Here is a 12,987-nt window from a genome sequence, read left to right as displayed (position 1 = left end):
GGGCCTTCTCACAAACCCCCCTGAATGCCGCGCTGCCGCAGCACCGAACCGGACCGGCCCTTCACGACCTCCAGCTGTGCGTGGATCCGCCGTCGCAGATCGGCCACATGGCTGACGATGCCGACGCTGCGGTCGCGTTCGCGCAGGGAGTCGAGAACGTCGAGGACCTCGTCGAGGGTCTGGTCGTCGAGGCTGCCGAAGCCCTCGTCGATGAAGAGGGTGTCCAGCCGCACGCCGCCCGCCTCGTCCGTGACGACGTCCGCGAGGCCGAGGGCGAGGGCGAGCGAGGCGAAGAACGTCTCGCCGCCCGACAGCGTCGCCGTGTCCCGCTCGCGGCCGGTCCAGGCGTCGACGACATGCAGTCCGAGTCCGCTGCGCCCGCGCCCGGTGCGGTCGTCGGAGTGGACGAGGGTGTAGCGGCCGGAGGACATGCGCCGCAGCCGTACGGTCGCGGCGGCGGCGACCTGTTCCAGCCGGGCCGCGAGGACGTACGACTCCAGGCGCATCCGGCGTTCGTTGTCGGCCGAGGTGCCGGCGGTGAGGCCTGCCATGCGGGCGACCCGGTCGTACTCCTCGCGCAGCGGCGCCAGTCGGTGCACGGAGGCGGTGGCCCGGGCGGACAGCCGGTCGAGTTCGGCGCAGCGCCGGGCGGCGGCGTCCTGTGCGGAGGCGGCGTCACGGGTCCGCCGGTCCGCGGCGGAGGCGGCCCGCTCCGCGCTCTCCAGGTCGGCGGGCCGCTGCCGGGCGGCGGCCGCGGTGTCGGCCTCGGCGAGGACGGCCCGTGCGGCGGTCTCCTCGGTCTGCCAGGCGTCCAGCCGCCGTTGCAGCTCGCGGTGGACGGCGTCGTCGAGGAGGGCGTCGGCCGCGGCCTGCGGGGTCTCGAAGCCGGCGCGGAAGGCGGCGTCGGCGAGCCGGGCGTCGGCGTCCTTGAGCCGCTGGGCGGTGTCCTCGGCGGCGCGGGCGGTGTCGGCGGCGTCCGTGAGCAGCGCGGTCCGCCGCTCCAGCTGCGCGGCCCGCGCGGCGACGCTGTCCAGGGTGCCCCTCGCCCGGTCCAGCTCCTCCTCCAGGTCGGCCCGTTCCCGGTCCAGCCGCTCCCGGTGTCCGACCCGGGCGGCGGTCCGCACGGCGGCCTCCTGCCGGGCGGCGACGCGCCGTTCCTGTTCGTGCCCGGCCTGCCGCAGCCGTTCCCTGGCGGAGTGCAGCTCGGCGGCGCCACGGCGGGCCTGCTCGTACTGCTCCTCCAACTCCTCGACCTCGTCGGAGAGTCGCCCGGTGGGTGTGTCCCCGGCCTCGGCGGTGGCCGCCGCCAGCGCCTCCCGTACGTCGCCCAGCCGCCGTTCGTCCGCGGTGCGCTGTTCGTCGGCGCGCTGGTAGGCGGCCAGGGCGTCTTCCTCGGCCTCGCGGTCGACGTGCCCGGCGACCTTGCTGGCGGGGGCGGGGTGTTCGGTGGCACCGCAGACGGCGCAGGGCTCGCCGTCGGTGAGGTGCGCGGCCAGTTCGGCGGCGATGCCGGTCAGGCGCTGTTCCTTGAGGTCGAGCCAGTGCTGCTTGGCCCGCAGCATCCGCTCCTGTGCGTCCCGGGCCCGGATGGCGGCCTCGTCGGTGTCCTGGGTGAGCCGGTCGCGCCGCCGGGCCGCCGCCAGCCGCTGCCGCGCGGGCTCCCGCCGTACGGCGAGCTGTTCGGCGAGGGAGGCGGCCTGCTGCGCGGAGTCCACCCGGGCCTGGAGACCGGCGTGGGTCTCCTCCCAGCCGTCGAGCCAGTCCTCCGCCTCCCGCAGGACGTCGGCGTCGGCACGCTCCTGGCGGTCCAGGCCGGAGCGTTCGTCGAGGAGCTCGACCAGCCGGCGCTCGGCGCGGCGGGCCGAGTCCAGCCCGCCGAGTTCCTCGGCGGCCCGGCGTGCGGCCGTCGCGAGTCCGGCCGCGCCCGCGTCGGCGAAGCTCTCGGGCAGCAGGGCTCGCGCGCGTGCCTCGGCTGCGGCCGCCCGCCGGTGTTCGCCGTCGGCGGACTCCCGCAGGTCCAGGGCGGGCGCGACCCTCTCGGCCTTGCGGGCCCGCTCCATGCGCGCCTGCGCCTCCCGGTAGGCCTCGGCGCCCTCCTCCAGGCGCGCCATCCGTTCCCGCGCCTCGGCGAACCGCCGCTGGAGCCGGGCGAGTTCGCGTACGTCGTCGAGGACGTGGCCGGCGGCGGCCCGCGCGGACTCGGCGGCGGTGAGCGTGCGGTCGGCGACGGTGAGCTGTTCCCGTGCGGTACTGCGGGCGACGGCGGCGGCGCCCAGCACGGCCTCGGCCAGCCCGGGTTCGCCGGGATCCAGGTCCGGCAGCTCCATGGCGTCGCCCGCGGCCTGCTGCATGCGGTGGGCGTCGGCCAGCAGCGCGGCGTCGCCCTCCCGCACCTGGGCCTCGGTGGCACGGCGGCGCTCGGCGAGGCGCTTCTCGACGTCGGCGAAGCGCCGGGTGTCGAACAGGCGGCCGAGCAGCTTGCCCCGGGCCTCGGCGTCGGCGCGCAGGAACCGGGCGAAGTCGCCCTGGGGCAACAGCACGACCTGGCAGAACTGCTCCCGGCTCATGCCGAGCAGCTGGGTGACCTCCTCGCCGATCTCCTGGTGGGAGCGGCTGAGATCCTTCCAGGCCGCGGCCTTCGCGTCGTACTCGCGGAGCCAGGTCTGGGCCTTGTCGAGTGTCGTGCCGGTCCCGCGCTTCTTGGGGCGCTCCCAGGGCGGCTGGCGGATGACCTCCAACCGGCGTCCGGCGACGGTGAGTTCGAGGGCGACCTCGGTGCGGGTCGCGGGTGCGGCGTGGTCGCTGCGCAGGGTCGCGCCCTGTCCGCCGCCCTGCCGGGCGCCCGGCACCGAGCCGTACAGGGCGTAGCACACGGCGTCGAGGACGGACGTCTTGCCCGCGCCGGTCGGTCCGTGCAGCAGGAACAGCCCGGCCGTCGACAGCTCGTCGAAGTCGACCGTCTGGGTGCCTCCGAAGGGGCCGAAGGCGGTGACCGTCAGCCGGTGCAGCCTCACCGGGCCACCTCCCGTACGGTCTCGTCGGCCCGGACCGCGTCGAACGCGTCCCGCAGCACGCCCTGTTCGTGGATGTCGGGTCCGGCGCCGCGCACGTGGCCGACGAAATCCTCCGCGATCTGCTGGTCGCTGCGGCCGGCGAGGCGCCGGGCGTACGACACGTCGGGGTCGTCCTCGGTGCGGTCGGGGTCGAAGACGAGGCTGAGCGTGTGCGGGAAGCGCTCGGTGAGCCGGGCCATCGGGTCGGCCGGGCGGACCGGGTCGGTGAGCGTCGCCTCGACCCACGACTCCTCGTGCCGTGCCTGCTCCGGGTCGGCGAGCAGGTCCTCCAGCGTGCCCCGGATCCGGGCGAGGGGGCGCGGCACGGGGCAGTCGACGCGCTCGGCGCCGACCGACCCGTCGGCGTCCAGGTCGACCAGCCACATGCTCTTGCGGTGCCGAGCCTCGGAGAAGGAGTAGGGCAGCGGGGAACCGGAGTAGCGGACGCGCTCGGTGAGGGTCTGGCAGCCGTGCAGATGCCCGAGTGCCACGTAGTCGACGCCGTCGAAGACACCGGCGGGTACCGCGGCGACACCACCGACGGTGATGTCCCGTTCGCTGTCGCTGGGTTCGCCGCCGGTGACGAAGGCGTGCGCGAGGACGACGGAGCGGGTGCCGGGCGCACGGGTGGCGAGGTCGGCGCGGACCCGGTCCATGGCGGCGGCCAGCACGGCCTCGTGCCCGGCCTTCTCCACGCCGAACTCGTCCTTCACCAGGGCCGGTTCGAGGTACGGCAGCCCGTAGAAGGCGACCTCCCCGTGGGCGTCGGCCAGCAGCACCGGGGTACCGGCCGCCGACGGCTCGGTCCGCAGATGGACACCGGCCCGCCCGATCAGGCCCGCGCCGACCCCCAGACGGCGGGCCGAGTCGTGGTTCCCGGAGATCATCACGGTCGGCACGCCGAGGTCGGCGAGCCGGTGCAGGGCGTCGTCGAACAGCTCGACCGCGGCGAGCGGCGGAACCGCCCGGTCGTAGACGTCCCCGGACACGACCACCGCGTCCACGGACCGCTCCCGCACGGTCGCGACGAGCCGGCCGATGAAATCGGCCTGGGCCCCGAGCATGTTCACCCGGTGGAACGACCGGCCGAGGTGCCAGTCGGATGTGTGCAGCAGTCTCACGACACCGCTCCGACCCGCATGCCTCTCCCCGATACCGCTCCACGACCAGCGCGAGCCGGGACGGCTCACTGTCAGACCCACCACGCTAACGCGTGTGGGCACCTGGTCCACCACGAACCTCGGTCTGCCCCTGCCTTCGGCGGCGATTCAGCGGACATATCCGCATCGGTGCCGTAGTGCTGTCATTCCGGTGCGATGTCGTACTCGCGCATCCACCGGTCGAGGTACAGAGCGGTCTCCAGCCCGTTGCGGTGCAGCTGTGTGTCGAAGTGGCCCTGGGGGAGGTCGAGCATGCGGCCGAGCTCGCCGGCGTCGACGATGTCGAAGGCGGGCGAGGAGCGGTCGGCGAGGAGCGCCTGGGTCCGGGCCCGCAGGTCCTTCTCGTAGAGCCGGTCGGCGGTGGTCGGGTAGGGGCTCTTCCTTCGCTCCAGGACGGACCTGGGCACGATGTCCCGGGTGGCCCGCTTGAGGAGGCCCTTGGGGTCGCCGTCGGGTGTCTTGAGGTCCCAGGGCGTGTTGTGCACGTACTCGACGAGCCGGTGGTCGCAGAAGGGCACGCGGACCTCCAGGCCGGCGGCCATGCTGAGCCGGTCCTTGCGGTCGAGCAGCGCGGGCAGCCAGCGGGTGAGGTGCAGATGGCTGATCTCACGCATGCGGCGCTCCGACGGGGAGTCGCCGGGCAGGTGCTCGACCTCCCCGAGGGCCTCCTGGTAGCGGTCCGCGCGGTACTGCTCGAAGCGGGTGGCCGCCCGGAAGGCCGGGGAGAGCAGCTCGGGTGTGATCAGCTGCATACGGCTGAGCCAGGGGAACGCCGCCGCCTCGATGACGGCCGGGTCGTGGAACCACGCGTAGCCGCCGAAGACCTCGTCGGCCGACTCGCCGGACAGGGCGACGGTGGAGTGCTCGCGTATCCCCCGGAACAGCAGGTGCAGCGAGGTGTCGACGTCGCCGAAGGTGTATGGCAGGTCATGGGCGCGCAGGACCGCGTCGCGGTGGGCGTCCCGGGTGAGCTCGTCGGCGGACAGCTCGATGAGCCGGTGGTCGGTGCCGATGTGCCGTGCGGCTTCGAGGGCATAGGGGGAGTCGCGCTCCGGCCGGAAGTCGCTGGCCTTGAAGTCGGCTTCGCTGCCGGTGAAGTCCACCGCGAAGGAGCGCACGGGCGGTTCGCCGGCGCGGGCCTGCACCCGGGCGGCCAGCGCGGTGAGCACCGTGGAGTCCAGTCCGCCGGAGAGCAGGGTGCACAGCGGCACGTCGGTGACCATCTGGCGGGACACGGTGTCCTCCAGCAGGTCCCGCACGGTGTCCGCCGCGGTGCCGAGGTCGTCCTCGTGCGGCTGCCGCCCCAGACTCCAGTACCGCTCGGTCCGCAGCCCGTCGCGGTCGTGGACGGTGACACAGCCCGGCGGCACTTCCTCGATGTCCCGGTAGGGGGTGACGCCCGGCGACTTCATCAGGCCGAGGAGGTCGGCGAGTCCCTGGCTGTCGAGCCGGGCGCGGAAGCGCGGGTGGGCGAGGATCGCCTTCGGTTCGGAGCCGAACAGCACACCGGTCCCGAGCCGTGCGACGTAGAGGGGCTTGATGCCGAGACGGTCGCGCACCAGGAGAAGACGCTCCTCGCGCTCGTCCCACAGCGCGAAGGCGAACATGCCGTTGAGGCGCCTGACGAAGTCCTGGCCCCACTGGAGGTAGGCGCGCAGGACGACTTCGGTGTCCGAGTGGGTGCGGAAGGTGTGGCCGAACCCACGGAGTTCCTCACGGAGTTCGCGGAAGTTGTACACCTCGCCGCTGTAACTGAGCACCACGGCCGGCGCGTCCCCGGCGGGCCGGTCCGGCCCGGGCGCCGCCATGGGCTGCCTGCCGCCTTCCAGATCGATGATCGCCAGCCGGCGATGTCCGAGGACCGCGTGCGTGCCGACGTGGATTCCGGCGGCGTCCGGCCCTCGGCAGGCCATGGTCCGCACCATCCGCTCGACGCCGTCCACCTCCCGTGTGAGGTCGAGTCCTACGTCGGACCAGCCTGCGATTCCGCACATGAGAAAGCTCCAACCGGATTCGGATGAGGGTTGCGGACTGCCGGGAAAACGGCCTGCGATATACGCTCCAACAGGGCACGAAACCCGCTGTTGGGGCTCGATTAACCGCAGCTTCAAAATGACGCCGGTTTCCCCTCGACGCTCGTCGAGACTAGGCCGGAAAACCAACTCGGGCAACGTACTCAGGAGTAGGCGCTTTACAGCGCCACCGAGGCCGTCGATTTTCGGTCGCACAGGGCGAGTTGAGCCCCCCGGACGCGGTTGCACGGCTCACCTTTAGTGCTATACGTTCGCTGTGGGTCGGGCTCCTGGCCCCTGCGCCACACCCTGAGCTGTGGCTTCCCGACCTTCGCAGGGCGGCCCGTCGAGACCGACGTCACGGGCGCGTACAGCCCTTCCTTCTTCCCGGCTGTGCGCAGGCGACAAGCGATAATTGAGCGAGGTTCGTGTGATCCTGCACACCGAAAAACGCCAGACAATACTTCGTGAGGCACAGGCCGAGATAAGGGAGAATCAAGGCCGCATCCCGTCCGAGTACTTCTACTCAGGAAAGCTCTCCGCGGCTTGGGAACGCGCGCGCGGAACAAGGGCTTACGGCGCAGGTGAGGGCCGCGGCGATATCGGGGAGTTCTCCCTCGACCGTTTCCGGGACCTGCCCGTGACGCCGCGTGAGTCACTCAAGGCACGGCCCCTGGACTTCGCGGCCGTATCGCCGACCGAGGCCTCGAAGTACTACGAGACCACGGGCACCACGGGGCAGCCCACGCCCACCCCGCGCCGGGCCGAGGACACCATCTGGAACACCGTCTCGGTGGCCGAGGCGTGGCGCCCGCTGCTCGGCTCCGACGAGCGCGCGGTGATCCTGCTGCCGTCCGACATCGTGCCGGTGGCGGACCTGGTGGCCGGGGTCTGCGAGTACCTCGACCACGCGCACATCCGGGCCTATCCGTTCGCCACGGGCATCTCCGACTGGGACCGGCTGGAGTCGATGTGGCGGACCTACCGCCCCACCACGGTGTTCGTCGCCCCGGGCGTGGCCCTCCAGTTCACCCGGCTGCTGGCCCAGCGCGGGCAGCTGGACGAACTCAACTCCTCGGTCGAGCGGCTGATGCTGCTCGGCGAGGTCAACACCGCTCCCTTCCGCGCCCGGCTGGGCCGGTGGTGGAACGCCGATGTCTACGACGCCAGTTACGGCAGCACGGAGACCGGCACGCTGGCCGCCGCCTGCTCGCACGGCCGCCAGCACCTGCTGCCGGCCGCCACCTACTTCGAGCTCGCCACGCCCGAGGGCGTCGTCCCGCTGCACGACCGGGGCGGGCACGAGCGGGGACGGCTCGTCGTCACCCCGCTCAACGCGCACGCCAGGCCGCTGCTGCGGCTCGACACCGGCGACGAGGTGTCCGTCGAGGCGGACTGCCCGTGCGGCAGCGCGGCGCCCGGGATCACCGTCCACGGACGCTCGAGCGACGGCCTGCGCGTGCGCGGCACGCCCCTGTCGGTACGTGCCGTCGAGGAGGTCGTCTACGGCGTCACCGACGCCACCGGCTACCTGCTGGAGGTGGACAGCGAGGGCACCTACGCCCGGCTGCTCCTGGAGCGCGGCATCGGCACGGGACGGGACGGCGAGCCCGAGGAGTGCCGGCGCGTCCAGGCCAGGTCCGAGGAGCTGCTGGGGCTGCGCTGGGACGGGGTGGTGTTCGTCAACTCCCTGCCCGCCAACACCAAGAGCGGCGCCTCGCAGAAGAGCTGGAAGCGGTCCAACATCCGGGAAGTGGAGGTCGCGCGATGACCGCCACCGTGACGACGACCGCCCCCCGCGCGCCGCGGGGCCGGGGTGTGTCCGGCGGCGAACCCGACCTGTGGTGCACCTATGCCGCCGTGCGGACGCTGGCCTGGCTGGACCGCGGCGACACCGTCACCGACCCGGACGGCACCGCCGCCTACCTGACCGGCCGGCGCAACGCCGACGGCGGTTACGCCTGGAGCCGGGGCATGCTCTCCGACGCCTGGGCCACCTTCTACTGCACCCAGGCGCTGCGCGACATGGGCCGCCCGGTGCCCGGCACCGAGGGCACCGCCCGCTGGCTGGAGCGCACCTGGTCCGGCGACGCCTACGCGATGCTCCCGGGACAGGCCCCGGACGTGTGGGCCACCCACTTCTCCGCCCGCACGGCCGTCGAACTGTGCGGCGGCCCGGTGCCCGACCGCGCCCGGCTGCTGGACTGGCTGAGCCGGCTCCAGTGCGCCGGGGGCGGACTGAGCTGGTCCCCCGAGGACGCCCGGCGCGGCAAGGCCGATGTACGGGCCTGCTACTACGGGGTGATGGCCTGGCGGGCCGCCACGGACAACGGCACCTCGGGAGAACCGCCGTGGGACGTGGATGCGCTCGCCGACTGGCTGCGCGACCGCCAGGGCGAGGAGGGCGGCTTCCGGTTCGCGCCCGCCGCCGAGGTGCCCTGCCTGTGGGCCACGTACCGGGCCGTGGGCGCGCTCGCGGCGCTCGGCCGGACGCCTCGTGATCCCGACGGCTGCCAGGAGTGGGTCATGGGCCGACGCGGGCCCTCCGGCGCCTTCGTCCGCTGGAACGGGTACGACGTCGAGGACGTGTGGGCCTCCTTCTGTGCCGTGGGCACGCTCAAGGCGCTCGGCGCGCCCCTCGCCCCCGTCGCCGACGCCGTCACCGCCCGCATCGCCGAACTGGGCTGCCCCGGGGGCGGCTACACCTACCGGGAACCCGGGGTCGCGGCGGACGCCCTGTCCACGGCCGCCGCCGTGCTCTCGGCCGGCCCCGCGGCCCCGCGCCCGGACGAGGTGCGCTGGCTGGAGGGCTGCCAACTGCCCAACGAGGGCGGCGTGATGTACATGCCGGGCCGGGGCAGCGAGGTGCGCTGCACCCTGTGGGCCCTCGCGGCCGGAGCGTTCGCCGAGGACCGGGCGGGGCGGCACCGGATCGCCGACTGGCTGGCCGAACTCCAGAACGCCGACGGCGGGTTCGGCTACTGGGAAGGGCGCGGGTCCGACCTGGTGTCCACGGCCGCCGCGGTGGAGACGGCGGCCCTGCTCGGCGGACCGGACGGGCTCGGCCTCGACCTCGCCGGCGTCCTCGCCTTCGTCGACTCCTGCCGCACCGCCGAGGGTGAGCCGTTCGCGCACGGCAACGTGCCGGGCGCCGAACCGGGCCTGCGCCCGGCCCTTCAGGCCCAGCGCGTCCGGCTGCTCCTCGGCCCCGGCCTCGCCCCGCCCGACGAGGCCCGCGAGGCCGTCGGCGTCCTGCTCGCCCGCCATCGCGTGCGCGGCGGCGGCTACGCGGGCGAGGGCAACCGGGTCCCCGACCTGCTGTCCACCTACGAGGCGGTGCTGGCGGCCGACCGGGCCGGGCTCGCTCTCGACACCGGGCACGTCTGCGCGTTCACCGACCGGGTGCGCGGCGCCGACGGCACCGCCTGGAGCCCGCTGGCCCCCGGCGGCGGAGGGCCGCTCGCCGACTGTCTCGGCACCCTGCTGGCCCGACGCCTGGCCGCGGACCCCGGCGCGCTGCCGGCCCTAGCCCTGTCCTGAACCGCCGAACGGGAGACCTCGTGCCCACGATCACCATCCGTACCCCCGAACTCCCCGTACCCCGCCGTCGCGCCGTCGCGCTGCGCCTCACCCGCTGGCTCACCGCCCAGGGCGTCCAGGCCGGCCATGTCGTCGTGCGCTTCGAACCCACCGAGGAGAGCACCGTCTTCTCCGGCGGGATGCCGGTCGAGGCCCTGCCGCTCCACGGGGACGCCGACGGCTCCGGCCCGCGCCACGCGTCGGTGACGTGCTGTGTGGGCCCTGACCGCGACGACGCCTTCCGCGACGGGCTCGCCCGGTGCGTCACCGAGGCGCTCGGCGCCGACGCCCGAACCCCCTTCTGCTACCTGGAGTTCCGGCCGACCTCGCCCTCCGACGTCTACCTCGGCGCCGGCGAGGGGCTGCGCCGGGCCGACGGCACCGCCGTGGGGCCCGCGCCGGCCGCCGCCGTCTGACCGCACCTCACCACCCCATGTACCACGAGCAAGGAGTACGACCATGACCACGACCCTCCCCTCCCCCGAAGCGATCCACGACCGGACCCGTACCGTCCTGGCCACCCGCATCGGCGACGCCTTCACCGACGTGCCCTCCGACGCCGAACTCCAGACGGCGCTCGGTGAGCGCTACGACAGCCTCACCGCCATGGAGTGCATCTCCGCCATCGAGAGCGAGTTCGGGATCGAGGTGGACTTCGTCGCCGACGACGTCCGCTTCTGGTTCTCCAGCGTGGAGCGGATGGTGCGCTTCACCCACGAGCGCCTGGAGGACACGGCGGCCCTCGGGCTCGGGAGCTGACCGTGCCGGACATCGCCTTCGCCACCTCCGGCAGCACCGGCCCGCCGGTGACCTGGCTGCGCACCGAGGCCCAGTTACACGCCGAGGCGGCACTGGTGCACGACGTGGTGCTGGATTCCGCCCCGTTCGGCCGCATCGTGTCGTACGCGCCTCCCGGCCACCTCTACGGCCGGCTGTACGGGCGGGAGCTGCCCCGGCTCGAGGACGTCCCGGTGACCGGGCTGTGGGACGAGCCGCTCACCGTGCCGCCGCTCGACGACGGCGTTCCCACCCTGCTGGTCTGCCTGCCCTCCACCTGGCAGCTGCTCGCCCGGCACACGGCGGCCCTGGCCCGGCACGGCCGGGTGACGGCCCTGCACAGCACCGGCCCGGCCACGCCTGCGGCCCACCAGGTCGCCGAACGCCTCGCGGACACCGGCTTCCGGGCGTACGAACTGCTCGGCTCCACCGAGACCGGGGCCGTCGCCCACCGCCCGGTCGCCGGGGAGCACACGGGAGGCCTGCCCTGGCGTCTGCTACCCGACGTGGAGGTGCTGCCCGGCGGCGTCGCGGACGGCGACGGAACGGTCCGGCGCCTGAGGGTCACCAGTCCTCGGCTGGCCCGCCGCACCGGCACCGAAGCGCCCCCGGACGACTGGGAGTTGCCCGATCTCGTCGCGCCGGTGACTCCGCGCACCTTCCACCATGTCGGGCGAGCGTCCCGGCTGGTCAAGGTGAACGGAGTGCGCTGCGACCTGGCCCGCGTGGAGGACCTGGCCCGCGCCGCCTGCCCCGGCCTCGACCTCGTCTGCGCGCCGGTCAGCGACCCGGTCCGGGGAGAGCACTACGAGGTGTTCTACGCCGGGCCCGAACCGGTCGACCCGGCGGACCTGCGCCGACGGCTGGGCCGGCTCCCCTCGGGGCTGCCCGCGCCGCGCGCCGTGCACCGCGTACCCCGTATCCCCCGCAGCGCCACCGGCAAGGTCCTCACCGCCGAGCTCACCGCCACCGCACACCCCGCCCAGGAGGCCGAGCATGTCTGAAGCCCCCACACCGCAGGACGCGATCACCGACTACGCGCACAAGGCGCGCTGGAACACCGCGCCGGAGGCGCCACGGCCGGGCGCACCGATGGCGCTGCCGTTGCCGGAGAGGGTGGCGGCCCGCTCCCGGGGCGCGCTGACCGCCGAGGAGTGGCGCACCGCGGAGGCCGACTGGTCGGACCAGGCGGATGCCCGCTACCGGGCGACCGTCCAGCGCGCCCCGCTCGGCACGGACGCCGCGCCGGTGCGCGTGGGGGTGAAGGACACCGTGGACGTCGCCGGTTTCCCCACCCGACTGGGCCTGCGGGGCCACCGTCACCACGCCCGCGCCTCGAACCCGGCGATCGCCGCCCTGCCGCCCGAACTCGCGGCCGTGACCGCCAAGGTCGTCACCACCGAGCTCAACATCGGGGTGGGGTCGGAGTGCGTCAACCCGTACATTCCGCGGATCGACCCGGGCGGCTCCAGCACCGGTACGGCCGTGTCGGTGGCCGCCGGCATCTGCGACCTCGGCCTCGGCACGGACGTGCTGGGCTCGGTGCGCTGGCCCGCCGGCCAGTGCGGCACGGTGGGACTGCGGATGACGCAACGCCCCTCCCTGCTGGAGGGGGTCTTCCCGCTCTCCCCGCCGATGGACGCCCTCGGCTGGGTCACCCGCGGCGCGGCGGACCTCGCGTACCTGTGGCCGCTCCTCGGACTCGACCGGCTCGGGGCGCAGCGCCCGGCCGGTGAGGGCCCGTACCGGATCGGTGTCGTCGCGAACGCCGAAGGGCCCGAGGGCACCTGCGGGCCCGTCATGCGCGGGGCGCTGGAGACGGCCTGCGGGCATCTGGAGGCCGTCGGCCAGAAGGTCGGCCCGGTGCGGGTCGACGACCTGTGGGCGCTGCGCGGACCCGCCTGGGAGCTGTGCGCGCGGCAGGCCTGGGACGCCTACCAGGTGTGGCGGCCCTGGGTGTCCGCCGACCTGCACGAGACCACCCGGGGTGCGCTGGAGGTGGGTGCCAAGGTCACGGACGAGCGCTACGCCTGGATCCTGGAGCGCCTGGCGCACACCCGCGCCACGGTCGAGGCCGACTTCGACGCCGCGGGCGTCGACGCCTGGCTGCTGCCCCTGGACCCGGCCGCCCCGCCGGACCTGGCCGCCGCCGACGCCCAGGTGTCGACCATCCCGTCCCCCGAGGACCCCGACTACGACCTGCGGGTGGCCTACACACCGCTCGCCAGCTTCGCCGGGCTGCCCGCGCTCACCCTGCCGGTCGCCCGGGACGAGCGCGGCGCGCCGCTGTGCGTACAGCTCATCGCCCGCCGGGACCACGAGCCGCTGCTGATCCGGCTGGCCGGGCTGCTGGAGGAGGCGGTCGGCCCGCTCGGCTTCCGGCCGAGCTGAGACGGCGGGCCCGCA

Annotated in this window: 9 protein-coding genes; 6 read left to right on the top strand and 3 right to left on the bottom strand. The window is 74.2% G+C overall.

Translation table 11 applies throughout. The features are described from left to right. Positions 1-8: 8 nt before the first annotated feature. From ACZ58V_RS18355 to asnB, 3 genes are all read right to left on the bottom strand, one after another. Positions 9-3,014 carry an AAA family ATPase gene (locus ACZ58V_RS18355; protein WP_471290815.1) on the bottom strand — a complete coding sequence of 1,002 codons (3,006 nt, stop codon included), beginning with the start codon at positions 3,012-3,014 and terminating at the stop codon, positions 9-11. Next, positions 3,011-4,174, bottom strand: a complete 1,164-nt coding sequence (locus ACZ58V_RS18350) for an exonuclease SbcCD subunit D (protein ID WP_468188475.1) — start codon at positions 4,172-4,174, stop codon at positions 3,011-3,013. Before ACZ58V_RS18350 ends, ACZ58V_RS18355 begins: the two co-directional genes overlap by 4 nt. Before the next feature lie 182 nt (positions 4,175-4,356). After that, the gene (gene asnB, locus ACZ58V_RS18345; protein WP_471290814.1) at positions 4,357-6,207 is read right to left on the bottom strand and encodes an asparagine synthase (glutamine-hydrolyzing); all 1,851 of its coding nucleotides are present in this window, start codon (positions 6,205-6,207) and stop codon (positions 4,357-4,359) included. Between the two features lie 658 nt (positions 6,208-6,865). On the opposite strand from asnB, the gene ACZ58V_RS18340 reads away from it, so the two are divergent. From ACZ58V_RS18340 to ACZ58V_RS18315, 6 genes are read left to right on the top strand one after another with little or no spacing between them, the layout of a single operon-like run. Continuing rightward, positions 6,866-7,996, top strand: coding sequence for a phenylacetate--CoA ligase family protein (locus tag ACZ58V_RS18340; RefSeq protein ID WP_471290812.1), 1,131 nt, complete (start codon positions 6,866-6,868; stop codon positions 7,994-7,996). Next, positions 7,993-9,765 (top strand): prenyltransferase/squalene oxidase repeat-containing protein, encoded by a 1,773-nt coding sequence (locus ACZ58V_RS18335; RefSeq protein WP_471290810.1) that lies wholly within the window; start codon positions 7,993-7,995, stop codon positions 9,763-9,765. The genes ACZ58V_RS18340 and ACZ58V_RS18335 overlap by 4 nt, the downstream gene beginning before the upstream one ends. Before the next feature lie 20 nt (positions 9,766-9,785). Next, complete coding sequence (locus ACZ58V_RS18330; RefSeq protein WP_468188466.1) at positions 9,786-10,220, top strand: hypothetical protein; 435 nt, start codon at positions 9,786-9,788, stop codon at positions 10,218-10,220. A gap of 43 nt (positions 10,221-10,263) precedes the next feature. After that, a complete protein-coding gene (locus tag ACZ58V_RS18325) occupies positions 10,264-10,563 on the top strand; it encodes an acyl carrier protein (RefSeq protein ID WP_468188464.1) in 300 nt (99 codons plus the stop codon). A 2-nt stretch (positions 10,564-10,565) separates the two neighbouring features. Beyond that, positions 10,566-11,585 (top strand): acyl-CoA synthetase family protein, encoded by a 1,020-nt coding sequence (locus ACZ58V_RS18320; RefSeq protein WP_468188462.1) that lies wholly within the window; start codon positions 10,566-10,568, stop codon positions 11,583-11,585. After that, the gene (locus tag ACZ58V_RS18315; protein WP_471290807.1) at positions 11,578-12,972 is read left to right on the top strand and encodes an amidase family protein; all 1,395 of its coding nucleotides are present in this window, start codon (positions 11,578-11,580) and stop codon (positions 12,970-12,972) included. The genes ACZ58V_RS18320 and ACZ58V_RS18315 overlap by 8 nt, the downstream gene beginning before the upstream one ends. The last annotated feature ends 15 nt before the right edge of the window (positions 12,973-12,987 follow it).

It is taken from the genome of Streptomyces sp. NPDC040589 (genome assembly GCF_055594445.1).
Note: the sequence above shows the minus strand (reverse complement) of the source record. Positions and strands in the feature narration are given on the sequence as shown.